Raw genomic sequence first — 22,413 nt, forward strand, 5'->3', positions numbered from 1 at the left:
GGCTCGGCGGCGCGCCTAGGGCGCCGCGACGGCGAGGTTGACGAACTTCTCGCGCTGCATCCTGCCGAGCAGCGAAGCGAGCTCGTCCTGGCTCATCGCCTTGTCGAACTGGAGGCGGAACATGCCGCCCTTGGCATCGCCGATGATCGAAGCCTGGTAGCTGTCGAGCAGCGCGGTGATGTCGGCGACGCGCGCCTCAGGGGTGAAGCGCACCAGCGCGCGCGCCGGCGCGGCGGCGCTACCAAGCTCGCGCGTGATCGGTGCGCTGGTCGAGAGCGAAGCGGTTTGGAAGGTCGCCGGCTGGTTCTTCATCAGCACGGCGCCGATGATGCCGGCCTGCAGCACGAGCGCGACGGCACCGAGGCTCGCCGACCACGCCAGCGTGCGCGGCGACAAGCTCGCGAAGAAGGTCGAGATACGCGCCGACAGCGGTAGCGAGCCGCTCGCCCTCGCCGGCTCGGCATCGATCGCGGCGAACAGCTTCTGCATCGCGCGCGCCGACGGAGCGCCCAGGCTCTCGTTCAGATGAATGGTCTCTTCGTACTCGCCGCGGATCGCCGCATATTGCTTCGCCAGGTCCGGATCGCGCGCCAGCGCTTCCTCGACACGGCGCGCATCGCGCGCGTTCAGCGTGCCAGCAGCGTGCCAAGGCAGCAGCAGTTCAATTTCACTGGGCTCTTGCTCCAGCATCTTCTTGCTCAAAGCCATCATGGCCAGCCTCGCTCGACGCCGGCTGCCTTCAGCAGTTCGGCCAGTTTCTTGCGCGCATAGAACAAGCGCGTCTTCACAGTGTTCTCTGGTATCCCGACGATTTCGGCCACCTCTTCCACGGACTTCTCGTGGTAGTAGACGAGATCGACGATTTCCCGATGATCCGGCGAGAGGCCCGTCAGACACTCCCGCAACGCCTCACTGGTATCCTTCTTCTGCACCACCGTTTCCGGATCGTCGGATGTATCCTCGATCGCGTTGGCGGCGTCTTCGTCCAGCTCGAAATCCTTCCTGCGCCGGAGCGCAGACAGGGCCTTGAATCGTGTGATTGCCAGCAGCCAGGTGGAAACGGCAGATCGGCCCTCGAATTTGCCCGCTTGACGCCAGACGTCGAGAAACACCTCGCTGATGAGGTCTTCCGCCGCCTGCTCGTCCCGCACGAGCCTCAGCCCGAACCGGTAAACCCTGACATGGTGCCGCCCGTACAGCACCTGCATGGCGAGCCGGTCACCTTGAGCGATCCTGGCGATCAGGATCTCGTCTGAAGCCGCCTGTGTCGCGCTCAATGGCCGTCTCGCAAGGTTGGTCGGGTCGATGCGGTGGCCGGTTCGATGTGGGGGGCAAAATTGTTGAACCTACCGCAGTCATACGGGGGCTTGTGTGAGCTACCCCACATCCGGGCATTTTTCTTGTCCCACCCCTGGTGGTCAGCGTCGCTCATCCGGATCGGTACCATAATACTGCGATATTCCCTGCGGAATGCCTGCCCGGACATAGGCAGCCCGGCCTCATCCGGTTCCATAGCAGCCCCGCACCACCTTTGTCGCGCCAAGCCTCGCTTCGGCTCGACCGCAGCGCACACGATGCGTGATCATTGGTAAAATTCTCACGCTAGATGATCGCCTTGTTCCCTGCTGCACGGTTCGGATTCGATTTCAAAGGATACCAAACCTAAAGGCTTGCCACGTAGGTTTTTACGCTGACATCCACCATTGGCGGGACCATGGGTACGGCCGCGACGTCCTTTCCAGAGAGGAATGCCGCAGAGGTCGCGGATCTCGTCCTTGCGCCCGAGACGACGGCGCCCGAGGTCAGGGCGCGCCGCGTCTGGCAGCGTCGCCAGATGTATATCGGCCAGGTCGCGAGCTACTCGCTGGGCGGCGCGGTCCTGCTGCTCTACGCCTATGACGGCGCGGTCTCCATGGCCGTTCCGACGCTGTTCTGGGTCGGCGGCCTTCTGATCATCGGGACTTTCACGGTGCTGTCGGAGGCAGGTTTCGGCGACCGTTTCGACGATCATTACCTCACCGTCTATCAGATCTCGCTGCATATGGCGCTGCAACTGGTGTTCCTGCTAGCAGTGCCCACCATCGGGGTCGCGTTCCTTGCCGTATTGTTTCTGATCTTCGCGTTCGGCACGCTGCGGATGACGTCGAGCCAGGCCATGCTCACCTGGGGCCTCGCCACCTGCGGGCTCACCGTGGTTTTCCTGGGATCGGACCTGCCGATCGGACTGCCGGTCGCGACCCGGCTGCAGCGGACCGCCTCGATGCTCTGCTTCGTGCTGGTGATCGGGCAGTGCGCCTTCCTCGGCCTGTTCGGCGCCACCTTACGCAAGATCCTGTACAAGCGCAGCATCGAATTGAAGGCCGCCTATCGACGCATCGAGGAACTGGCCGAGCTCGACGAGCTCACCGGCTCCTACAACCGCCGCTGCATCATGCGGCTTCTCGACACCGAGATCGAAAAGTCGCGGCGGGCATCCACGCCCTTCGCGATCGCGCTGATTGATCTCGACTGGTTCAAGCGCATCAACGACGCTTACGGCCATCCCATTGGCGATGAGGTGCTGCGCACCTTCGCTATCACCATCTTCGCCAACATCCGCCCGGCCGACAGTTTCGGCCGCTACGGCGGCGAGGAATTCCTGCTGCTGCTGCCGGACACGTCGGGCGACGTCGCGCTCCGCATACTCGAGCGCCTGCGCGGCATCGTCGCCGATCTTGACTGGGGCGCGTTCTCCCCCAGCATGCGGGTGACCATTTCCGCGGGCGTCGTGACGCTGCGCGACGTCGATACTGCCGACACGTTTCTCGCGCGCGCCGACAGCGCGCTCTATTCCGCCAAGGCGCGAGGGCGCAACTGCGTTGCAACGAGCTGACCGATCCATTTTTCTCCGGTGCGACGGAAGCCGCCGCCGGCGCGAACGCTCCAGGACAGGGCAATGAGATCCCATTCCGCAAGACCATCCGATAGTCTGCTCGAAGAATTGCAGGCTGCCCTCTCGCACGGCACCGTCGCACGCCGGGTGGAGACGCTGCGCCGCGTGACCGATCTCTTCGTGGGCAACGCGGTCGACTATTCCGACGAGCACATCCGCGTGTTCGACGACGTGTTCCAGTGCCTGATCGAGCAGATCGAGACGTCGGCCAAGGCGCTGCTCGCCGAGCGGCTCGCGCCGATCGCGGCTGCGCCGCCGCAGATCATCCGCACGCTCGCGCTCGACGAGGTGATCGAGGTCTCCGGCCCCGTACTGTCGAAGTCCGAGCGGCTGGATGAGGCGACATTGGTCGAGATCGCGCGCACCAAGGGCCAGGCGCATCTCAAGGCGATCTCGCTGCGGCGGACGCTGTCGGAAGCGCTGACCGACGTGCTGGTGGCGCGGGGCAACGAGGACGTGGTGCAGTCGACCGTCGGCAATCCCGGCGCGCAGTTCTCGGAGGACGGTTTCGCCGACCTCGTCGTCCGCGCCGAGCGCGACGACGACCTCGCCGGCTGCATCGGCCTGCGGCCCGACCTGCCGCGCCATCACTATCTGAGGCTGGTCGCCAACGCATCCTCGAGCGTGCGCAGGAAGCTCGCGGCTGCGCATCCCGAGCTCGCGGACGAGGTGTCGAGGGCCGTCGAGGAAGCGGCCCAACGGGTTCGCGCCGTCGCCAGGACGAAACAGACGGAGATGGCTCGCGCGCTGGTGAAGTCGCTGCACGAGGACGGCCGCCTCAACGAGCTCCAGGTCGCCACCTTCGCCGAGCAGGGCAAGTTCGACGAGACGAACGCGGCGCTGGCCGCGCTCGCGGGGATCGCGGTCGAGACGGCGGAGACCATGATGATCGAGAGCCGCACCGAAGGCGTGATGATCCTCGCCAAGGCCGCGGGCATGCAATGGTCGAGCGTGCGCGCCATCATCGCCTTGCGCGAGAAGCTCTCCGGCGGGTCGCAGACCGACATGCTGAAGCTGCGCGACACCTATGAGGCGCTGCGCTCATCGACCGCGCAACAGGTGCTGCGCTTCCACCGCATGCAGTTGCACGCGACGCCGGCGGCATGAAGCCGTGCGCGCTAAAGCGCGATGAGATTTTGAATCGTCATCGCGCTTTAGGTTGTTGGTTGCGCATGATCTTTCCGGAAAACCGCTTCGCACTTTTCCGGATCATGCTTTAATACCGCAACACCCTCGATCCCACCGCCGCGCCGATCGCCGTCACCAGCGCGGTCGCGAGCGTGTACCAGGTCGCGACGAACAGCGGGGAATCATCGGTGCAGTGCGAGGCATAGAGGGTCGCCGCAAGTCCCGCCGACACCAGCCCTGCGAGCGCTCCGGCGAGCGCGGGACGAGACGGCGCGCCGTGGCGCAGGCCGAACAGCGCCCCCGCAAGCAGCGGCAGCGCCATTGCGGGGATCGCGACCATGCAGACCCTGGAGTTCTTACCCACCAGGCGCATCGTCATCGGCATCGCCGGCGCCATCATCGCCTCGCTGCCAATCGCCACGGCGAGCAGCCCGACGGGAAGCAGCAGCAGCCAGCCCCAGCCGCGCAGCAGGGCTTCGGGACGCGACAAATGAAGGCTGACGATGATGGCGGGGATCGCGAGCGACAACGTCACCGCGAACTTCATGTCGAAGAACGGGTTGCGCATGGCGCTCATGACGTCGGCGCGCACGCCGAAGAACGTCACAAAGATCAGGATCGACAACGGCGCAGCCACCAGCAGCGCCATGCTCAGCACGGCGCCGACGCGGGGCGCGCGGTGCGGATTGTCGGCGGCGAGCGAGCGAATGAGTTGATCGGTGTCCATGATCAATGGTCCCGCAATTTGGCGGTCAGCGCCGCAAGTCCGCGATGCAGCGCGACCCGGACCGCACCCTCGCTCATCGACAACCTTGCCGCCGTATCCTTGATCGAGGCGGCCTCGACCGCGATCGATTGCAGCACGTCGCGCTGACGCTGCGGCAGGGTTCCGAGCTGGGCGGCGACCTCGCCGGCTGAAGCGGTGTCCTGCGGCGCCTCGCCCGGCAGCGTCTCGGCGAAATCGTCGATGTTGACGAACACGCGCCTGCCGCGCCGCCGGAGCGCATCGATCAGCTTGTTGCGGCCGATCGCAAACAGCCAGGGCGCGAAGGGGGCTTCGCTGTCCCAGGTATGCCGCTTCAGATGTACCGCCAACAGAATCTCCTGCACGATATCCTCGGCCTGGTCGGGCGGCTGACCCGCCCGCGCCAAGCCACGCCTCGCGGCGGCCCGCAGCACCGGCGTGACTGCCTTCAACAGACGATGATACGCCGCATCATCGCCAGCCATGGCCGACCGCATCAGGCCGGTCCATTCGTCCTCACGTCCGCGCACGCGCGCCCCTCACCATGCAATTCGGCCGCTCTTTCAATTTGTTACGCGGGCGCCAAAATTATCACGAGTTCGTGATCAAGATCCGGGCCGCGCGACCGATGCGGCCGCAAACATCTGCGACGGCTCTTAACACCGATCGGTGCGTCCTGCATCGGGCGGGCGGCTGCGGGAGGGGGTCTGCCGCGTTTTTGCCCAGTGTAGCCCGAAGATTCCCATTTTCTGCCCCGCTGTCGTCACGCCCCGGGGTCTCTGTTCGCTGCCGGGACGGGCGGAATTGGGGAGATCGTCGACATGATGAAAACCAGCGCGCGCGCGGCCCTGATCGTTTTGGCCGGGCTTGTCTTGCTGTCCGGGGGCCTCGCACAGGCGGCGCCGAACTCGGCCGCAGGCAACAAATCGGAGAGCGCCGACAAAGGGGCCGATACGGCCAAGCACCGGCGCCAAGACTCGCGCCGCACCGACAGCAGGAAGACGGGGCAGAAATCCGAGGACAAGGCCGACAAGAAGGACACGGCGGCCAAGCCCGACGAGGCCAAGAACGACAAGACCGACAGTCAGGTCCCGGCCTCAAGCCAGCTGGCCCCGGAGGTCGCCAACGCCAATGCGCAGCTCGCCGCCGACACGCCGACTGCCGCGGCAGCCTCCGCGATGACGAACCGCGCCAACGACAACGTCCAGGCAGCCGCCGATAATACCAGCACCGAGAACCCTCAAAGCCAGGTCGTCGCGCCCGATCAACTCAACGACATCGATCGGGCCTTGCAGGAGACCCCGCCGCCGCAGAAGGCGGTGATCGCCGCAACCGAGGCGCAGCCGCGGCCGGCGCCGGTGATGGCCAGCAGCCAGCAGAGCTCGGCCTGGGACCAGAGCTCCCTGATCGGCAAGATCTTCATCGGCGTCGGCACATTGCTGACCCTGGCCTCCGCCGCGCGCATGTTCATGGCCTGATGGCCGGTTCCGCCGGGACGCGACCCCGCGCGCGTCCCGCGTCCGTCCCCCTTGAAGGCATCCGCGCCAGCGGGCACATTGCCCGCTCAATCGAAAGCGTGGGTGGAGCATGAGCACGTTCGAACACATCATCGTCGAGAGCGTCGGCGCGGTCGGCATCGTCAAGCTGAACCGGCCGAAGATGCTCAACGCGCTCTCGTTCGGCGTCTTCCGCGAGATCGCAGCTGCGGTCGACGATCTCGAGGCCGATGACGCCATCGGCTGCATCGTCGTGACCGGCAACGAGAAGGCCTTTGCCGCCGGCGCCGACATCAAGGAGATGCAGCCCAAGGGCTTCATCGACATGTTCTCCGAGGATTTCGCCGCGATCGGGGGCGACCGCATCGCGCGCTGTCGCAAGCCAACCATCGCCGCGGTCGCCGGCTACGCGCTCGGCGGCGGCTGCGAGCTCGCCATGATGTGCGATTTCATCATCGCCGCCGACACCGCGAAGTTCGGCCAGCCCGAGATCACGCTCGGCACCATTCCCGGCATCGGCGGCACCCAGCGGCTGACGCGCGCGATCGGCAAGTCCAAGGCCATGGACCTCTGCCTCACCGGCCGGATGATGGACGCCGCCGAAGCCGAGCGCTCCGGCTTGGTCAGCCGTATCGTACCCGCCGACAAGCTGATGGACGAGGTCATGGCGGCCGCCGAGAAGATCGCCGCGATGTCGCGCCCTGCGGCCGCGATGGCCAAGGAAGCGGTGAACCGCGCCTTCGAGACCACGCTCTCCGAAGGCATGAGCGTCGAACGCAACCTGTTCCATTCGACCTTCGCGCTCGAGGACCGCTCGGAGGGCATGGCGGCGTTCATCGAGAAGCGCAAGCCTGTGAACAAGAACCGGTAGCGCACGAGCCGGTCAGGCCGGTGTAAGGCTCTGGCGCTTTCCCGCGCACAGCCTGTGACGCGCCTGCAACAAGCACGGAATACATGGGAGTTTTGCCCGCGGCAGTTTGCCTGCGGGACCTCGGCTGGCTAAACAGTTAAGAGGCCATCGTCGGCGGGGGCGGACAGCCGGGGTTAAGCGAGATTACATGATTGGGCGTACCGCCAGAGCTGGTCGCGGGGTGACGCGACGTCGATCGAGCGCGGGTCATGCGCTTGCGACATGGACCACGCTGGCGTTCTCGTGCGCCCTTCCCTCCGCGGCATGGGCCGAAGCACTGCCGGACGCCTTGGCAAAAGCGTATCAGACCAATCCGCAGCTCAATGCCGAGCGTGCGCGCCAGCGCGCCACCGATGAGAACGTGCCGCAGGCGCTGGCCGGCTACCGGCCGCAGATCGTGGCGAGCCTCAGCGCCGGCCTGCAATCGGTGCGCAATCTGTTGCCGGACAACACCATCCAGACCGGCAATCTGAAGCCCTGGATCATCGGCGTCACCGTGACGCAGAGCCTGTTCAACGGCTTCCGCACCGCCAACGGCGTGCGGGCCGCCGAGCTCCAGGTGCAGTCGGGCCGCGAAGCGCTCCGCAACGTCGGCCAGGGCGTGCTGCTCGATGCGGTCACCGCCTACACCAATGTTCTCGCCAACCAGTCGCTGGTCGAGGCGCAGCGCTCCAATGTCGCCTTCCTGCGCGAGACGCTCTCCGTCACCCAGCGCCGGCTCAACGCCGGCGACGTCACGCCGACCGACACCGCGCAGGCCGAGGCCCGCCTCAATCGTGGCCTTGCCGATCTCAACGCGGCCGAGGTCGCGCTTGCGGTCAGCCAGGCCACTTATGCGCAAGTGATCGGCAATGCGCCCTCGCAGCTCAGGCCTGCCGAGGCCGTCGACCGCTATCTGCCGAAGAGCCGCGAGGACGCCATGACGATGGCGATCCGCCAGCATCCGGCGGTGATGGCCGCCAGCTTCGACGTCGATGTCGCCTCCACCAACATCCGCATCGCCGAAGGCACGCTGCTGCCGAGCGCGACCATCCAGGGCAGCGCCAGCAAAAGCCGCAACAACGACCCGACGCTCGGCACCTTCGCCGAGGACCAGGCTTCGATCGTCGCCAACGTCACCGCGCCGATCTACGACGGCGGCCAGGCCGCGGCGCAGACCCGGCAGGCCAAGGAGATCACGGCGCAGAGCCGCCTCGTGCTCGACCAGGTGCGCAATCAAGCGCGTACGGCGGCGGTCAGCGCCTGGGTTGCCAACGAAGGCGCCAAGATCACGGTCTCGGCCTCGGAGTCCGAGGTGAAGGCGGCCACCGTCGCGCTGCAGGGCGTGCAGCGCGAGGCCGCCGGCGGCCAGCGCACGACGGTGGACGTCTTGAACTCGCAGGCCGACCTGATCCAGGCCAAGGCCCGCCTGATCGGCGCGCAACGCGACCGCGTGATCGCCTCCTACACGCTGCTCAGCGCCATCGGCCATCTCGACGTCAAGACGCTGAACCTGAACACGCCGGATTATCTGCCCGAGGTGCACTACCACCAGGTCCGCGACGCTTGGCACGGCCTGCGCACGCCGTCGGGGCAGTAGCCTCAAATCTCTCTGGTGGATGCCGATGAAAAGCCGCCGCATCCATCTGATGGGAGCCTCGGGCTGCGGCGTGACCACGATCGGTCGTGCGCTCGCGGGGCAGCTTGCGCTGCCGCATCACGACAGCGACGACTATTTCTGGCTGCCCACCGTGCCGCCCTATCGGACGACCCGCCCGGCCGCCGACCGCCTGCGCCTGATGCACGAGATGTTCTTGCCGCGTCTCGACTGGGTGCTGAGCGGGTCCGTCACCGGCTGGGGCGAAGAGCTCGTTTCGTACTTCGACCTGGTCGTCTTCGTGACCGCGCCGCGCGAGATTCGTATGAAGCGATTGCGCGCCCGCGAAGCCGCCCATTTCGGCGCTGATGCCGTCGCGCCGGGCGGCTGGCGCCATGGCGAGACCGAAGACTTCGTCGAATGGGCCTCCCATTACGAAGCCGGCGATCGCGAAGGCCGCAGTCTCGCCAAGCACGAAGCCTGGCTCGCCGGCCTGCCCTGCCCGGTCGTACGCGTGGACGGCTCACGTCCGCTTGCGGAGCTTGTCGAGCAGCTATGCAGCGAAGCGGAGCGGTTACCCGGCTGATGTGATATTCTCCTCCCACTCGCCGATAAAAAAACAGACCGGGAGAGAAATCGTGCTCAGCCGACGCAGCGTCCTGCTTGCCTCCCTTGCGGCCGGAGTAGCCATGACCAGCAAAGCCCATGCCCGCGCGGCGCAGCCTGCGACGCCGATCAATTTCGATGTGCCGGCGCATGCCTGTGACTGCCACACCCACATTCACGGCGATGTCGAAAAATTTCCGTTCTTCACTGGCCGCGTCTATACGCCGGAGCCGGCTTCGCCGGAAGAAATGGCGGCGCTGCACAAGGCGCTGCATATCGAGCGCGTGGTGATCGTGACGCCGAGCGTCTACGGCACCGACAATTCCTCCACGCTGTTCGGCATGAAGGCGCGCGGCGCGACCGCGCGCGGCGTCGCCGTGATCGACGACAAGACGCCGGAGAGCGCGCTCGATACGATGCACCAGGACGGCTTCCGCGGCATCCGCCTCAATCTGGCGACCGGCGGCGTCAACGACCCCAATGTCGGCCGGCCGCGCTTCACCGCCGCCGTCGAGCGCATGAAGGCGCGCGGCTGGCACGTACAGCTCTACACCACGCTGGCCATGATCTCCGCGATCAAGGACCTCGTCGAGACGGCGCCGGTGCCGGTCGTGTTCGACCATTTCGGCGGCCTTCACGCTTCGCTCGGGCTGGAGCAGCCGGGCTTCTCCGACCTCGTCGCGCTGGTGAAGTCCGGCAAGGCCTATGTGAAGATCTCGGGCGCCTATCGCTCGTCGAAGCTGGCGCCCGACTATCAGGACATGGTGCCCTATGCCCGCGCGCTGATCGCGGCCAATGTTGACCGCATCGTCTGGGGCACCGACTGGCCGCATCCGGATTCGAGCCGCGTCGAGGGCCGCAAGCCCACCGACATCGCGCCGCTCTATCAGATCGACGACGGCCGCCTGCTCAACCAGCTTCCGGTGTGGGCGCCGGATGCCGAGGTGCGCAAGAAGATCCTGGTCGACAATCCGGCGCGGCTCTACGGGTTCTGAGGGTCAGCGCGCGCGGCGGGAGAAGAAGGAGATCAGCACCGGCAAGGTCACCAGAATCACGACCGGCGCCAGCATCATGCCGGTGACGACGACAACCGCGAGCGGCTTCTGCACCTGCGAGCCGATGCCTTCGGACAGCGCTGCCGGCAGGAGGCCGACGCCTGCGACGACACAGGTCATCAGCACCGGCCGGAGCTGCAGCTCGCCGGTGCGTACCACCGCGCTCCTGCGGTCCATGCCCTCTTCGATCAGCTGGTTGAACTGCGACAGGATGATGATGCCGTCCATCACCGCGATGCCGAACAGCGCGATGAAGCCGATCGCCGCGGAGACGCTGAACGCGGTGCCCGAGATCAGGAGGCCGAGCACGCCGCCGAAGATCGCCATTGGGATCACGCTCATCGCGAGCAGTGTGTCGGTCATCGAGCCGAAATTAAACCAGAGCAGCACGCCGATCAGCGCCAGCGAGATCGGCACCACGATCGAGAGCCGCCGGATCGCGTCCTGGAGGTTGCCGAACTCGCCGACCCATTCCATGTGCGAGCCCGGCGGCAGCTGCACCTGCGCGGCGATTTTGTCCTGCGCCTCGCGGATCGCGCTGCCGAGATCGCGTTCGCGCACCGAGAACTTGATCGGCAGATAACGCTCCTGCTGCTCGCGATAGATGTAGGCCGCACCGGAGACGAGGCTGATGGTCGCGACCTCGCTTAAGGGGATCTGCGTGACGGTGCCGTTCGGCCCGGGCGCGCCGATCCGCAAATTCTGGATCGCCTCGGCGCTGCGGCGGTATTCCGGCGCGAGGCGCACGATAATCGGGAAGTGGCGGTCGCTGCCGGGCTCGTAAAGATCTCCGGCGCTGTCGCCGCCGATCGCGACCTTGATGGTCGCGTTGATGTCGCCAGGGGCTAGGCCGTAGCGCGCAGCCTTGGCACGGTCGATGTCGATCTGGACGGTCGGTTGGCCCAGCGAGGTGAACACCGCAAGGTCGGTGACGCCCTGCACGGTCGACAGCACCTGCTTGATCTTGTTGGCGGTGTCGGTGAGCGCCTGAAGGTCGCTGCCGAACAGCTTGATCGAGTTCTCGCCCTTCACGCCGGAGACGGCTTCGGAGACGTTGTCCTGGAGATATTGCGAGAAGTTGAACTCGACGCCGGGGAAGCGATCGTCGAGCTGCTTGAGCAGCTGCGCGGTCAGCTCTTCCTTGTCGCGGGTACCGGGCCACTGGCTCACGGGCTTCAGCGGCGCGAAGAACTCGGCGTTGAAGAAGCCGGCGGCGTCGGTACCGTCGTCGGGACGGCCGTGTTGCGACACGACGGATTCGACCTCGGGCCGGGCGCGGATCACCTTGCGCATCTCGTTGACGTAGCTGTTGCCTTCCTGCAGCGAGATGGTCGGCGGCAGCGTGGCGCGGATCCAGAGGTTGCCCTCCTCCAGCTTCGGCAGGAATTCGAGGCCGAGCAGCCGGGCGAGCGCGACCGTCATCAACACCAGACCGACCGCGGCGCCGAGGACGATGTTGCGGTTGGCGACCGCCCAGTTCAGCACGGGCATGTAGAGCCGGTGCAGGATCAGCATCACCTTCGTCTCGGTCTCCTCGACATGCGCCGGCAGGATGATCGCGGACAGCGCGGGAGTCACGGTGAAGGTGGCAAGCAGGCCGCCGGCCAGTGCGTAGGCATAGGTCCGCGCCATCGGTCCGAAGATGTTGCCCTCGACGCCAGAGAGCGTGAACAGCGGCAGGAACGCCGCGATGATGATCGCCGCGGCAAAGAAGATCGATCGCGAGACGTCGGCCGCCGCGCTGAGGATGGCATGGCTCTTCATGCCGAACAGCGTCTCGGGCGACATATGCTCGGATTCCGACATCGGTGTCGTTTGCGTCAGGCGGCGGAAGATCGCCTCCACCATGATCACGGTGGCATCGACGATGAGACCGAAATCGATCGCACCGACCGACAGGAGGTTGGCCGATTCCCCGCGCAGCACCAGGATGATGACGGCGAAGAACAGCGCGAACGGAATGGTGGCGCCGACGATCAGCGCGCTGCGGAGGTCGCCAAGGAAGATCCACTGCAATAGCACGATCAGGAGAATGCCCACCACCATGTTGTGCAGCACGGTGTGAGTGGTGAGCTCGATCAGGTCGCCGCGGTCGTAGATGCGCTCGATGCGCACGCCAGGCGGCAGGATGCTGGAATTGTTGATGGCTTGAACGAGCTCATGGACGCGCTTGATGGTCGGCGAGCTCTGCTCGCCGCGCCGCATCAGGACGATGCCCTGCACGATGTCGTCGGAATCGTCGAGGCCGGCGATGCCGAGGCGCGGCTTCTGGCCGACGGTAACGGTGGCGACGTCCTTGACCAGCACCGGATTGCCGCCCGCCTGCGCCACCATGGTGTTGGCGAGGTCGTCGATCGAGCGGATCAGGCCGACGCCGCGCACCACGGCGGATTGCTGGCCGATATCGACAGTGTTGCCGCCGACATTGACGTTGGAATTGCCGACCGCCTGGAGCAGTTGCGGCAGCGTCAGGCCGTTGGCGACCAGCTTGTTGAAATCGACCTGGATCTCGTAGGTCTTGCTCCTGCCGCCCCAGCCGGTGACGTCGATCACGCCGGGCACCGCGCGGAAGCGGCGCTGCAGGATCCAGTCCTGAATGGTCTTGAGGTCGAGCACGCTGTAGTTCGGCGGCCCGACGAGACGGTAGCGGAATATCTCGCCGATCGGGCTGAGCGGCGAGATCTGCGGCTGCACGTTGCCGGGCAGCGGCGCAAGCTGAGCCAGGCGGTTCAAGACCTGCTGCAACGCCTCGTCATAGGTGTAGGCGAAGGAGAACTGGATCTTGACGTCGGAGAGGCCGTAGAGCGAGATGGTACGGATGGTCGTGACGTTCTTCAGACCGGCAACCTGGGTCTCGATCGGGATCGTGATGTAGCGCTCGATCTCTTCCGCCGACAGGCCCGGGCTCTGCGTCACGATGTCGACCATCGGCGGAGTCGGATCGGGATAGGCTTCGATGTTGAGCCGGTTGAACGCGATCAAGCCGCCGATCAGCACGGCGACGAACATGCCGACCATCAGGAAACGCCGGTTGACGGCAAGGGCAACGAGACGATCCATTCAGGTCTTCAATTTTCTTGGGTCGTCGATCAGCTGCCGGACGCCGCGCGGTCGATGAACAAACTGCCTTTGGTGACGATCTGCTCGCCGGGTTTCAGATTGCTGGTGACCTCGACGAGGTTGCCGTTGATGAGACCGATCTTGATCTGGCGCAGCTCGACCGACTTGTCCTCGCGCGCGACCCAGAGGCGGACCTTGTCGGCCTCGTAGATCAGCGCATGCTTCGGCACCGCCGGCGCGGCGCGGTCGCCGGCCGAATAGATCGTGACGTTCGCGAACATTTCCGGCTTGAGCAGCCCGTCCTTGTTGTCGATCGTGGCGCGGACCTGCAGGCGGCGGGTGGCGGGGTCGATCGCGGCAGCAACGTAGTTGATCTTGGCGCTGAACGGACGGCCCGGCAGCGCCATCACATTGACGGTGATGTCCTGCCCGATGCACACCGCGGCCGCATCGCTCTCGCGCACGAAGGCGGTGAGCCAGACCGTGGAGAGGTCGCCGACCACGAAGACCGGATCGCTGGCGCCGGAATTGACGTATTGGCCCGGGCCGATCTTGCGTTGCACGACCGTGCCGGAGATCGGCGAGTAGATCGTGATCTCCCGATCGATGACGCCCTTTTCCTGGAACGTCTTGGTGGCTTCGTCGGTGAAGCCGAGGATGCGCAGCTTGTTGCGCGCGGCTTCCAGCGCCGCCACCGAGGAGCGCATGTCGTTTTGCGCCTGCACCTGGGCCGCTTCCGCCTGCTGGTAATCCTTGAGCGGAATGGCATGGCCCTCGTAGAGGTCCTTGGCGCGCTTGAACTGGATGTCGGAAAGCTCGAGCGCCGACTTCGCCTTGTTCTGCGAGGTCATCGCCGCGATGAAATCGTTCTGGGCCTGCACGGTGTCGGCGGCCTCGATCGTAAACAGCGGTTGACCTTGCTTCAGCGTCTCGCCGGGCTTGGCGAGCAGCTTGGTGACACGGCCTGCATAGGGCGAGAACACCGGCGTCGAACGATCCTCGTCGACCGCGACCTTACCCTCGGTGACATACTCGGCCCGGAAGCTCCTGGCGGCGACCGGCTCGATCGTCAACGTCGCCCATTCGGACGGTGTCGGCGTGAAGGTCTGCGCGTTTCTGCGCGACTGGCTGGAGATGTCGGAGTGCTTCTTTGCCTTCGGGCCCGAAGAGAACAAGCCGTACGCTCCGACACCGGCGCCGGCGACAGCTAGTAAGACTACGAATGCGATCACCCGTTGTTTTGCAATCACGTGCAATCGCTTGGTATTCTCAACTGCCATGGGGCCCGGTCGTGTCTGCGACGATCTCGGCAAATGATTGCCTCATCGGTCGCGCTAATAGTGCCGAATTGGGAGTTCAAACAACCTAAAAAACGCGTCGGCCCTTTCCGTTTGCGTTAAAATTCTGGGACTTGTCAGCTTCATGTCAGCTTCGGCCTGGCCATTGTGCCGAATGACTGCCGAGCGGCATCGCCGGACGGCTCCAATGCGCCGGCGTCTTCGACAGCCGAGCGGAATGCTGCACCGCCTTCAACGTGCCGAAGCCAGATTGCATGTGCTCTATGAACGCAGCATGTACGGCCTGTCCCGGGACATCGGGGTATTCAATCCGCCCTCGAGCCGACCGAGATTCCTCAGCCAGAATGTCGGCGGGGCTCTGCATCGCTGCTTCTCTCCCCGCTCATTTGCTGTACTTTTCGCGACCGTGTCATGATCGCAGAAAGGATTGCAATGGCCGCCATCGATCCCCTCATCGCAGGTGCCGTGTTCATCGCGACGGCGGCCACCGACGCCGTCTATGTCATGTTCACCTCGGCCGTGATCGCGCGCAAGCGCATCCCGGCGGCGAACTGGAGCGCGGTCTGGTACCTGCTCTCCTCTTACGCCGTGATCAGCTACACCGAGAACGTCTTCTACGTTGCCTTTGCCGCAATCGGCTCCTGGGCCGGCGCCTATGCCTCGTTGACCTTTCTGCACCGCCCGCCCGGCGGCCCGCCGGTGGGAGCGGCGCCGGAGTGAAGTCTCTCCGCGTCATTGCGAGGAGCCCTTGCGACGAAGCAATCCAGGATCCTTCCGCGGATGCATTTCTGGATTGCTTCGCGGAGCCTGTCATCGGGCCGCGCTTTGCGCGGACCCGGTGGCTCGCAACGACGACGTGGAGGCTTCTGGGCGCCTCGCGAAACAGCTACACTCGCAGCACCAACAAAAAGGAGCAACAATGGATCTCGGTCTCAAAGGCAAGAACGCCGTCGTGCTCGGCGGCACGCGCGGCATCGGGCGGGCGATTGCGGCGACGCTGGCCGGCGAAGGTGCCAATGTCGCGGTGTGCGCGCGCAACGCCGATCAGGTTGCGGCCACGGTCGGGGAGTTGAAGGCGAGCGGCATCCGCGCCACCGGCGGCGCGGTCGACGTCACCGACGGCGCGGCGCTCAAAAGCTGGATCGAGGCTGCAGCAAAAGAGCTCGGCGGCATCGACCTGCTATTCTCCAATGCCGGCGCAATGGCGCAAGGGCACGATCCGGCGTCCTGGGAGCAGAATTTCCGCCTCGACCTGCTCGGCGCCGTGCATGCCTTCGACGCCGCCCGGCCATTCCTCGAGACAAGCGGCGCCGGCAGCGGCGATGCGGCTTTCGTGATCATCTCGTCGATCTCCGCGGCGCAGGCGGACACGGCCAGCTCCTACGGCCCGATCAAGGCCGCACTGATCCACATGGCCAAGGGACTGGCGCGGCAATACGCGAAGAAGAAGATCCGGATCAACGTGGTCTCGCCCGGCACCGTCTATTTCAAGGGCGGCGTCTGGGAGATGATCGAGAAGAACATGCCGGAGCGGTACCAGGACGCGATGAAGCGCAACCCGACCGGCCGCATGGCGACGCCGCAGGAGATCGCGAGCGCGGCGGTGTTTCTGGCGAGCCCGGTGTCGGGGTTCACCACGGGATCGAATCTGGTCGTGGATGGCGCCATCTCGAACCGGGTGAATTTTTGAGGGCAGCTTGCCGAGCTCTCTCCTCCGTCATGGCCAGGCTTGACCCGGCCATCCACGCACTGCTGCGCACTCCGAAAGACGTGGATGCCCGGGTCAAGCCCGGGCATGACGACTGAGAATGAGGCGCAATCATCGCAACAAACGTCGGCAGTAGCCCGCGCTCGCTCAATGAAAATCCCGCGACGGCGGCAGGATACGGACGTTGCGGGGGTGACGGATTTTTTGCGCGGGCATGTCCGTAAGCGCGCGAGGGTCTTCGTTCAGCGGTTCGACCACGGTGGCGCCTGCGGGCAGCGGATGCTTGCGGCCGAGCGCATCGTTGGCCAATCCGACCAGATCGTGCGAGCGATCGATCATGCGCTGGGCGATGAGATGCGTCACCTTCTCCGGGCTGCTCTGGATGTAGCCTTCGACCAGGATGAGGCGCGCGCCCATCACTTCTTTCCGGTACTGCTCCATGATCTTGGGCCAGACCACGACATTGGCGATGCCGGTTTCGTCCTCCAGCGTCATGAACACGACGCCGCTGGCGCTGCCCGGCCGCTGCCGCACCAGGACCACACCGGCGCAACGGACGCGGCGCCGCTCGTTCTCATGGCTGATCTCCTTGCAGGCCACGATGCGCTCGCGCGTAAACATCTCGCGCAGGAATTCCATCGGATGGCCCTTCAGCGACAGGCGGATGGTCTGGTAGTCCGCGACCACCTGCTCGGCGCGCGGCATCGCCGGCAGCGGTTTTGCGCCTTCGTCCGGCTGCTCGCGCGCGGTCGCCGCCTCGAACAGCGGTAGCGGCACGTCGTCGGGCAGCCGCCGCACCTGCCACAGCGCTTCGCGGCGGTCGAGCCCGAGCGAGCGGAACGCATCGGCATCCGCCAAGAGGATCAGCGCGCGCTTGGGCAGACCGGTGTCGCGGGCGAAATCCTCCAGCGAGGTGAAGGGACGGCGGTTGCGCGCGGCAATGATGCGGTCGGCCCAGTCCTGGGCTTTCTCGACACCGTCATTCCGGGGCGACGCGTCAGCGTCGAGCCCGGAATCCATTCCTCCGCCAGGCGTATGCGGCGCGATGGATTCCGGGTTCGCGCTACGCGCGCCCCGGAATGACGACTGAGAGCGCTTCAGGCGCTCCTCATCCTCGTCCAGCCAGTGGAATCCATCGATCTGGCGAAAGCCGAGGCGCACGGCGCAATACTGACCGCTCCCCTCCTCCAGCGTGTTCTGTGCAAAGCTGTAGGACACGTCGATGTCGCGCACCTCGACGCCGTTCTTGCGGGCGTCGCTGACGATCTGCGCCGGCGCATAAAAGCCCATCGGCTGCGAATTCAACAGACCGCAGCAGAAGGCGTCGGGATGATAGTGCTTCAGCCACGACGAAATGTAGACCAGCTGTGCAAAGCTCGCGGCATGGCTCTCCGGAAAGCCGTAGGATCCAAATCCCTTGATCTGGTCAAAGCAGCTTTTGGCGAAGTTGGGATCGTAGCCGCGCGCCACCATGTTGCCGATCAGCTTCTCCTCATATTGGCCGATGGTGCCGACATTGCGGAAGGTCGCCATCGAGCGGCGCAGGCCGTTGGCTTCCTCGGAGGTGAAATGCGCGGCCTGGATCGCAATGCGCATCGCCTGCTCCTGGAACAGCGGGACACCGAGCGTCTTGTGCAGCACCTTGTAGAGTTCGTCCTTGTCGCCATGCTCCGGCGACGGAGACGGATAGCTCACCTTTTCCAGCCCGTTCCGCCGCCGCAAATAAGGATGCACCATGTCGCCCTGGATCGGCCCGGGGCGCACGATCGCGACCTCGATGACGAGATCGTAGAAGGTGCGCGGCTTCAGCCGCGGCAGCATGTTCATCTGGGCGCGGCTCTCGACCTGGAACACGCCGAGCGATTCCCCGCGGCACAGCATGTCGTAAACCCTGGGGTCGTCCTGCGGGACGCTCGCCAGCATAAAACGCTCGCCCTTGTGCTGGTCGATCAGATCGAAACATTTCCTGATGCAGGTCAGCATGCCCAGCGCCAGCACGTCGACCTTCATCATGCTCAGTGCATCGACGTCATCTTTGTCCCATTCGATGAAGGTGCGGTCGTCCATCGCGGCATTGCCGATCGGCACATAGGTGTCGAGCCGGTCCTGGGTCAGCACATAGCCGCCGACATGCTGGGACAGATGGCGCGGGAATTCGATCAACTCGGTCGCAAGCTCGACCGCGAGGTTGATCATGGGATTGTTCGGATCGAGCCCGGCCTGCCGGACCTGCATGTCGTTGAGGCCCTTGCCCCAGCTGCCCCAAACGGTGTCGGCGAGCGCGGCAGTGACGTCCTCGGTCAGGCCGAGCGCCTTGCCGACGTCGCGGATGGCGCTGCGCGGGCGGTAGTGGATGACGGTGGCGATGATCGCGGCGCGGTGGCGGCCGTAGCGGCGATAGACATATTGCATCACCTCCTCACGGCGCGAATGCTCGAAATCGACGTCGATATCGGGCGGCTCCAGCCGCTCCTTGGAGATGAAGCGCTCGAACAAGAGGTCCACCTTGGTCGGATCGACCGAGGTGATGCCGAGCACGTAGCACACGGCCGAGTTCGCCGCCGAGCCGCGGCCCTGGCACAAAATGTTCTGGCTGCGCGCGTAGTGGACGATATCGTGCACGGTGAGAAAGTAATGCGCGTATTTCAGCTCGGCGATCAGCGCGAGCTCCTTCTTCAGGGTCGCGCGCAGCTTGTCGTCGATCTTGCCGCCGAAATATTTGTCGACGCCCGCCCAGGTCAGGTCCTCCAGATGCCCCTGCGCGGTCTTGCCCGGCGGTACCGGCTCGTCGGGATATTGATACTTCAGCTGATCGAGCGAGAACTCGATTGCGTCCGCAAAGCGCATGGTCTGCGCAATCGCCTCGGGAAAATCGCGGAACAGCCGCGCCATTTCGCGCGGCGTCTTCAGGAAGCGCTCGGCATTGGCCTCTAATTTCCGCCCAATCGCCTCGATCGTGGTCTTTTCCCGGATGCAGGTCAGCACGTCCTGGAGCGGACGGCGGCGGGGATCGTGATACAGCACCTCATTGGTTGCGAGCAGCGGCACCTTGGCCTTTGCGGCGAGATCATCGAGCCGCAAGAGGCGACGCTTGTCGTCGCCGCGATAGAGCAGGCTCGCCGCCAGCCACACGCCCTCGGCACGGCTCGCCTTCAGCTTTGCGAGGACATCCAGCGCCCGCGCCAGCTCGAAACGATGCGGCAGCGTCAACACCAGGAGCTGGCCTTCCGAGAATTCCAGGAGATCGTCAAGCCTGAGATGACACTCGCCCTTTTCGATCCGCGTGATGTCATCGCCACGCTTGCCCCTCGTCAGGAGCTGGCACAGCCGGCCATAGGCGGCGCGATCGCGTGGATAGACCAGGATGTCGGGCGTGCCGTCGATGAAGACGATGCGGGCGCCGATCAACAGTTTCGGCTTGTGCAGCACCTCGTCATTGTCGAGCTCGTTCCAGGCGCGCACCACGCCGGCGAGCGTGTTGTGATCGGCAATGCCGATCACCGGAATTCCTAAAGCGCTCGCCTGATGCACATAGGCGCGCGGATCCGAGCCGCCGCGCAGGAAGGAGAAATTGGTGGTGATGCCGATCTCGGCATAAGCGGGGCTGTTCATGCGAAGAGACCATGCACATACCAGCCGGGAGACGCCGGCTTGCCGTCACCGTCGAACACCTCGCCTTCATAAAGACCGTCGCGAAAGATCCAGAAGCGCAGGCCCTCGGCATCCTCGATGCGGAAATAATCCCGTGTCAGCTGCTTGCCGTCCTGCCGCCACCATTCCATCGCGATGCGCTCGGGCCCCTCCACCCGCACAACCGCATGCAGCGCACGGCGCCAGGTGAATTGATGCGGTGGGCCATCGGGCACGGTCGCGAACGGCACCTTGATCGGCTCCGGCTTGTCGAACAGCCGCAAGGGACGCAGCGGCGGCTCGCTCTCGGTGCGAACAGGCCATTCGGCCTGCATGGCCGCGGTGAGATGATGCTGCGCCGATGCGGCCAGCACCGCGCTTTCGGGGATATGGGTATCCTGCGGCAGGTGCACGACGACACGCTTGCCGCCGATGCGCGCGGCGATGCGGTCGATCAGCGCGGCGAGCTCGTCATTGTCGTGAACATGGGCATCGAGATCGCGCTGCTCCTGCACCACGATCTCGGTGCGGCTCGCCGACAACCGCACCATGTCGAAGCCGAAACCGGGATCGAGGGGATCGGCGAGGGCATCGAGCCGCTCGCGGAACAAGCGGTCGACCACGGCGCTTCGCGTCACCGGACGCCCGGTCTCGACCGTAATCGTACGCACCACACCATCGGTGCGGAAGAACGCCGCTTCAAGCCGCCGCGCGCCTTTGCCCTGCTTCTCCATGGATGCGATCAACGTGTCGGCGAGCCGCGACAGCGTCATCGCGATCATGGTGTCGGTTGCGATCGGCTCGGAAAAGCGCTTCTCGACGATGTAATCGGGCAGCGGTTTGCGCGGGCTGATCGGCGCATCACCCTGCCCCAATGCATGGGCGAGCAGCGTGGAGAAGCGCGCGCCGAACCGCGCCGTGATCTCGGAGGCGCTGCGCGATGCGACGTCGCCGATGGTTTTCAGCCCGGCACGGCGCAGGCCGGTGGTGATGGCTTCACCCGCACCGAGCGCGGAGACTGGAAACGACCTGATCGCCTCCGCCTCGCCGCCATCGGCCACGATGGTGCCGGATACCTGCCGCGTCAGCGTGCGGGCGCAGACCGAGGTGCCCGCGATCGCCGCGCTGACGGCAAAGCCTTGCCGGTCGAGCGCCCGGACCAATGTCCGCAACAGCGCGGCCTCGCCGCCGAACAGATGCGCGCAACCGGTGATGTCCAGGAACAGCCCGTGCGGTGGATCGAGCGCCACCAGCGGCGTGAAGCGGTCGCACCAATCGGCGATGTCGCTGAGCGTCTTCGTATCGGCCACGGTATCGGCGTCGAACACACGCAAATCCGGGCACATCGCCCGCGCATTGGCGAGCGGTTGGCCGATATACAGGCCGAGGCGCTCGGCGGCCTCGTCCAGCGCATGGATCACCAGCGCATTGTTGTCCTTGATGACGACAATGCTCGGCTCATGGTTGGTTTTACCCAGCCCGGCGCTGCCAAGGAACCGCTGGATCCTGTCGATGGGCAGGCGCGGCAGCCACAGGCTGAGGATACGTCGACGGTTCACTGAACTGGCACTCATCACAATTCCATTCCATGATCCACCGGCCGCAGGGGCCATGACGATTGCGCAAGAGCTCGGCATCGAACACCGGCGCGCCCCAGGCACTCCACACCGAGTCCGGCGGCGAATGCGCCGCACGCAGCATCCATCGTGTCTCCGCGGTCGAAGGCAGCGGCTGCGCGGCCATCCGCAGCAAGAGGCCGGTGACACCGGAGCCTTGCGCGGCCAGCGTCAGCTTGCGGCTCGCCACCAGATCGAACTGCCTGGTCTCGCCCCAGAGCTCAAGCACGACGGCGCCGAGCGCATCGCAGGCGAGCGCATCGGCCGAGGTGCGCAACGCGCTCTCGACATCGGCGGCGCGCACCATCACCACAGGGCGCGGATCGAGGCCGAGCTCGGCAAGCCCACTCATCGACAACGCACCGGTTTCGAACTCCGAAAAATCCTGCCGCACCCACAATAGCGGCCGGCGTGCGCTCACGCGTCCCGCAAGGCCCATGACAAAGCCCGTCGCGGCCGCGCCCTGACGCCCCTCACAAAACACCTCGTGGATCGCCGCGCGCGCGAACCCGCCCTTCAGCGCGGCGTCGGCCGCGCCATGGCCGAGCGCGATGCGATCGCGCGGATGCACGACCTCCGCCGTCTCGATGCGCTCGATCTGGCTACGCAAGGTCGCAAGCGCGCTCATACGTGCGCCGCTCATGCTCGCCGCT

18 protein-coding genes and 1 pseudogene are annotated in these 22,413 nt (G+C 65.4%); 9 read left to right on the forward strand and 10 right to left on the reverse strand.

What is annotated here, in order from left to right; translation table 11 throughout:
• Positions 1-15: 15 nt before the first annotated feature.
• Together I6F16_RS06395 and I6F16_RS06400 are read right to left on the reverse strand one after the other, a co-directional pair.
• Positions 16-711 carry a hypothetical protein gene (locus I6F16_RS06395; protein WP_036006022.1) on the reverse strand — a complete coding sequence of 232 codons (696 nt, stop codon included), beginning with the start codon at positions 709-711 and terminating at the stop codon, positions 16-18.
• Positions 708-1,277: a sigma-70 family RNA polymerase sigma factor gene (locus tag I6F16_RS06400; RefSeq protein WP_036006024.1), complete on the reverse strand. Its 570-nt coding sequence runs from the start codon at positions 1,275-1,277 to the stop codon at positions 708-710. The genes I6F16_RS06395 and I6F16_RS06400 overlap by 4 nt, the downstream gene beginning before the upstream one ends.
• Positions 1,278-1,714: 437 nt before the next feature.
• Here I6F16_RS06400 and I6F16_RS06405 point away from each other — a divergent pair, with 437 nt between their 5' ends.
• Both I6F16_RS06405 and I6F16_RS06410 read left to right on the forward strand, forming a co-directional pair.
• Positions 1,715-2,872, forward strand: a complete 1,158-nt coding sequence (locus tag I6F16_RS06405) for a GGDEF domain-containing protein (RefSeq protein WP_225113496.1) — start codon at positions 1,715-1,717, stop codon at positions 2,870-2,872.
• Between the two features lie 63 nt (positions 2,873-2,935).
• On the forward strand, positions 2,936-4,039 hold the full coding sequence (locus I6F16_RS06410; protein WP_225113497.1) for a DUF2336 domain-containing protein: 1,104 nt from the start codon (positions 2,936-2,938) through the stop codon (positions 4,037-4,039).
• A gap of 109 nt (positions 4,040-4,148) precedes the next feature.
• Here the strand turns inward: I6F16_RS06410 and I6F16_RS06415 are convergent, their stop codons facing one another.
• Positions 4,149-4,787: a DUF1109 domain-containing protein gene (locus I6F16_RS06415; RefSeq protein ID WP_109144411.1), complete on the reverse strand. Its 639-nt coding sequence runs from the start codon at positions 4,785-4,787 to the stop codon at positions 4,149-4,151.
• A 2-nt stretch (positions 4,788-4,789) separates the two neighbouring features.
• Positions 4,790-5,335, reverse strand: a complete 546-nt coding sequence (locus I6F16_RS06420) for a sigma-70 family RNA polymerase sigma factor (RefSeq protein WP_036042899.1) — start codon at positions 5,333-5,335, stop codon at positions 4,790-4,792.
• Positions 5,336-5,626: 291 nt separating this feature from the next.
• Between I6F16_RS06420 and I6F16_RS06425 the strand changes: the two genes are divergently transcribed.
• The 5 genes from I6F16_RS06425 (at position 5,627) to I6F16_RS06445 (ending at position 10,388) form a co-directional block, all read left to right on the forward strand.
• The gene (locus I6F16_RS06425) at positions 5,627-6,283 is read left to right on the forward strand and encodes a hypothetical protein (RefSeq protein WP_225113498.1); all 657 of its coding nucleotides are present in this window, start codon (positions 5,627-5,629) and stop codon (positions 6,281-6,283) included.
• Positions 6,284-6,392: 109 nt separating this feature from the next.
• Positions 6,393-7,172: an enoyl-CoA hydratase gene (locus I6F16_RS06430; RefSeq protein WP_036006037.1), complete on the forward strand. Its 780-nt coding sequence runs from the start codon at positions 6,393-6,395 to the stop codon at positions 7,170-7,172.
• A gap of 187 nt (positions 7,173-7,359) precedes the next feature.
• Positions 7,360-8,790, forward strand: a complete 1,431-nt coding sequence (locus tag I6F16_RS06435; RefSeq protein ID WP_085968932.1) for a TolC family outer membrane protein — start codon at positions 7,360-7,362, stop codon at positions 8,788-8,790.
• Positions 8,791-8,815: 25 nt separating this feature from the next.
• Positions 8,816-9,373 (forward strand): hypothetical protein, encoded by a 558-nt coding sequence (locus I6F16_RS06440; RefSeq protein ID WP_225113499.1) that lies wholly within the window; start codon positions 8,816-8,818, stop codon positions 9,371-9,373.
• A gap of 52 nt (positions 9,374-9,425) precedes the next feature.
• Positions 9,426-10,388: an amidohydrolase family protein gene (locus I6F16_RS06445; RefSeq protein ID WP_036006044.1), complete on the forward strand. Its 963-nt coding sequence runs from the start codon at positions 9,426-9,428 to the stop codon at positions 10,386-10,388.
• Positions 10,389-10,391: 3 nt separating this feature from the next.
• Here the strand turns inward: I6F16_RS06445 and I6F16_RS06450 are convergent, their stop codons facing one another.
• From I6F16_RS06450 to I6F16_RS06460, 3 genes and pseudogenes are all read right to left on the reverse strand, one after another.
• Positions 10,392-13,508 carry a CusA/CzcA family heavy metal efflux RND transporter gene (locus tag I6F16_RS06450; protein ID WP_225113500.1) on the reverse strand — a complete coding sequence of 1,039 codons (3,117 nt, stop codon included), beginning with the start codon at positions 13,506-13,508 and terminating at the stop codon, positions 10,392-10,394.
• 29 nt (positions 13,509-13,537) lie between these two features.
• Entirely contained in the window at positions 13,538-14,788 is a 1,251-nt protein-coding gene (locus I6F16_RS06455) for an efflux RND transporter periplasmic adaptor subunit (RefSeq protein WP_036006053.1), read from the reverse strand.
• 145 nt (positions 14,789-14,933) lie between these two features.
• Positions 14,934-15,148 (reverse strand): annotated as a pseudogene (locus I6F16_RS06460) (CoA transferase); the annotation flags it as partial.
• A 90-nt stretch (positions 15,149-15,238) separates the two neighbouring features.
• Between I6F16_RS06460 and I6F16_RS06465 the strand changes: the two are divergent.
• Positions 15,239-15,526 (forward strand): hypothetical protein, encoded by a 288-nt coding sequence (locus tag I6F16_RS06465; RefSeq protein WP_036006055.1) that lies wholly within the window; start codon positions 15,239-15,241, stop codon positions 15,524-15,526.
• Between the two features lie 199 nt (positions 15,527-15,725).
• On the forward strand, positions 15,726-16,496 hold the full coding sequence (locus tag I6F16_RS06470; RefSeq protein ID WP_036006057.1) for an SDR family oxidoreductase: 771 nt from the start codon (positions 15,726-15,728) through the stop codon (positions 16,494-16,496).
• Positions 16,497-16,661: 165 nt separating this feature from the next.
• Here I6F16_RS06470 and I6F16_RS06475 read toward each other — a convergent pair whose 3' ends face one another.
• From I6F16_RS06475 to I6F16_RS06485, 3 genes are read right to left on the reverse strand one after another with little or no spacing between them, the layout of a single operon-like run.
• Positions 16,662-20,126: an error-prone DNA polymerase gene (locus I6F16_RS06475; protein WP_225173504.1), complete on the reverse strand. Its 3,465-nt coding sequence runs from the start codon at positions 20,124-20,126 to the stop codon at positions 16,662-16,664.
• Positions 20,123-21,718, reverse strand: a complete 1,596-nt coding sequence (locus I6F16_RS06480; protein ID WP_225173505.1) for a DNA polymerase Y family protein — start codon at positions 21,716-21,718, stop codon at positions 20,123-20,125. Before I6F16_RS06480 ends, I6F16_RS06475 begins: the two co-directional genes overlap by 4 nt.
• Positions 21,615-22,403: a DNA repair protein gene (locus I6F16_RS06485; RefSeq protein WP_225113503.1), complete on the reverse strand. Its 789-nt coding sequence runs from the start codon at positions 22,401-22,403 to the stop codon at positions 21,615-21,617. Before I6F16_RS06485 ends, I6F16_RS06480 begins: the two co-directional genes overlap by 104 nt.
• Between the last annotated feature and the right edge of the window lie 10 nt (positions 22,404-22,413).

The sequence above is a fragment of the Bradyrhizobium sp. IC4060 genome (assembly GCF_020193715.1).
Classification (GTDB): Bacteria; Pseudomonadota; Alphaproteobacteria; order Rhizobiales; family Xanthobacteraceae; genus Bradyrhizobium; species Bradyrhizobium yuanmingense.

Coding starts and splice junctions, on each gene's coding strand:
- I6F16_RS06405 (WP_225113496.1), top strand. CDS start 1,715: ATGGGTACGGCCGCGACGTCCTTTCCAGAGAGGAATGCCGCAGAGGTC.
- I6F16_RS06455 (WP_036006053.1), bottom strand. CDS start 14,788: ATGGCAGTTGAGAATACCAAGCGATTGCACGTGATTGCAAAACAACGG.
- I6F16_RS06450 (WP_225113500.1), bottom strand. CDS start 13,508: ATGGATCGTCTCGTTGCCCTTGCCGTCAACCGGCGTTTCCTGATGGTC.
- I6F16_RS06435 (WP_085968932.1), top strand. CDS start 7,360: ATGATTGGGCGTACCGCCAGAGCTGGTCGCGGGGTGACGCGACGTCGA.
- I6F16_RS06425 (WP_225113498.1), top strand. CDS start 5,627: ATGATGAAAACCAGCGCGCGCGCGGCCCTGATCGTTTTGGCCGGGCTT.
- I6F16_RS06480 (WP_225173505.1), bottom strand. CDS start 21,718: ATGAGTGCCAGTTCAGTGAACCGTCGACGTATCCTCAGCCTGTGGCTG.
- I6F16_RS06415 (WP_109144411.1), bottom strand. CDS start 4,787: ATGGACACCGATCAACTCATTCGCTCGCTCGCCGCCGACAATCCGCAC.
- I6F16_RS06475 (WP_225173504.1), bottom strand. CDS start 20,126: ATGAACAGCCCCGCTTATGCCGAGATCGGCATCACCACCAATTTCTCC.
- I6F16_RS06440 (WP_225113499.1), top strand. CDS start 8,816: ATGAAAAGCCGCCGCATCCATCTGATGGGAGCCTCGGGCTGCGGCGTG.
- I6F16_RS06470 (WP_036006057.1), top strand. CDS start 15,726: ATGGATCTCGGTCTCAAAGGCAAGAACGCCGTCGTGCTCGGCGGCACG.
- I6F16_RS06430 (WP_036006037.1), top strand. CDS start 6,393: ATGAGCACGTTCGAACACATCATCGTCGAGAGCGTCGGCGCGGTCGGC.
- I6F16_RS06485 (WP_225113503.1), bottom strand. CDS start 22,403: ATGAGCGGCGCACGTATGAGCGCGCTTGCGACCTTGCGTAGCCAGATC.
- I6F16_RS06395 (WP_036006022.1), bottom strand. CDS start 711: ATGATGGCTTTGAGCAAGAAGATGCTGGAGCAAGAGCCCAGTGAAATT.
- I6F16_RS06410 (WP_225113497.1), top strand. CDS start 2,936: ATGAGATCCCATTCCGCAAGACCATCCGATAGTCTGCTCGAAGAATTG.
- I6F16_RS06465 (WP_036006055.1), top strand. CDS start 15,239: ATGGCCGCCATCGATCCCCTCATCGCAGGTGCCGTGTTCATCGCGACG.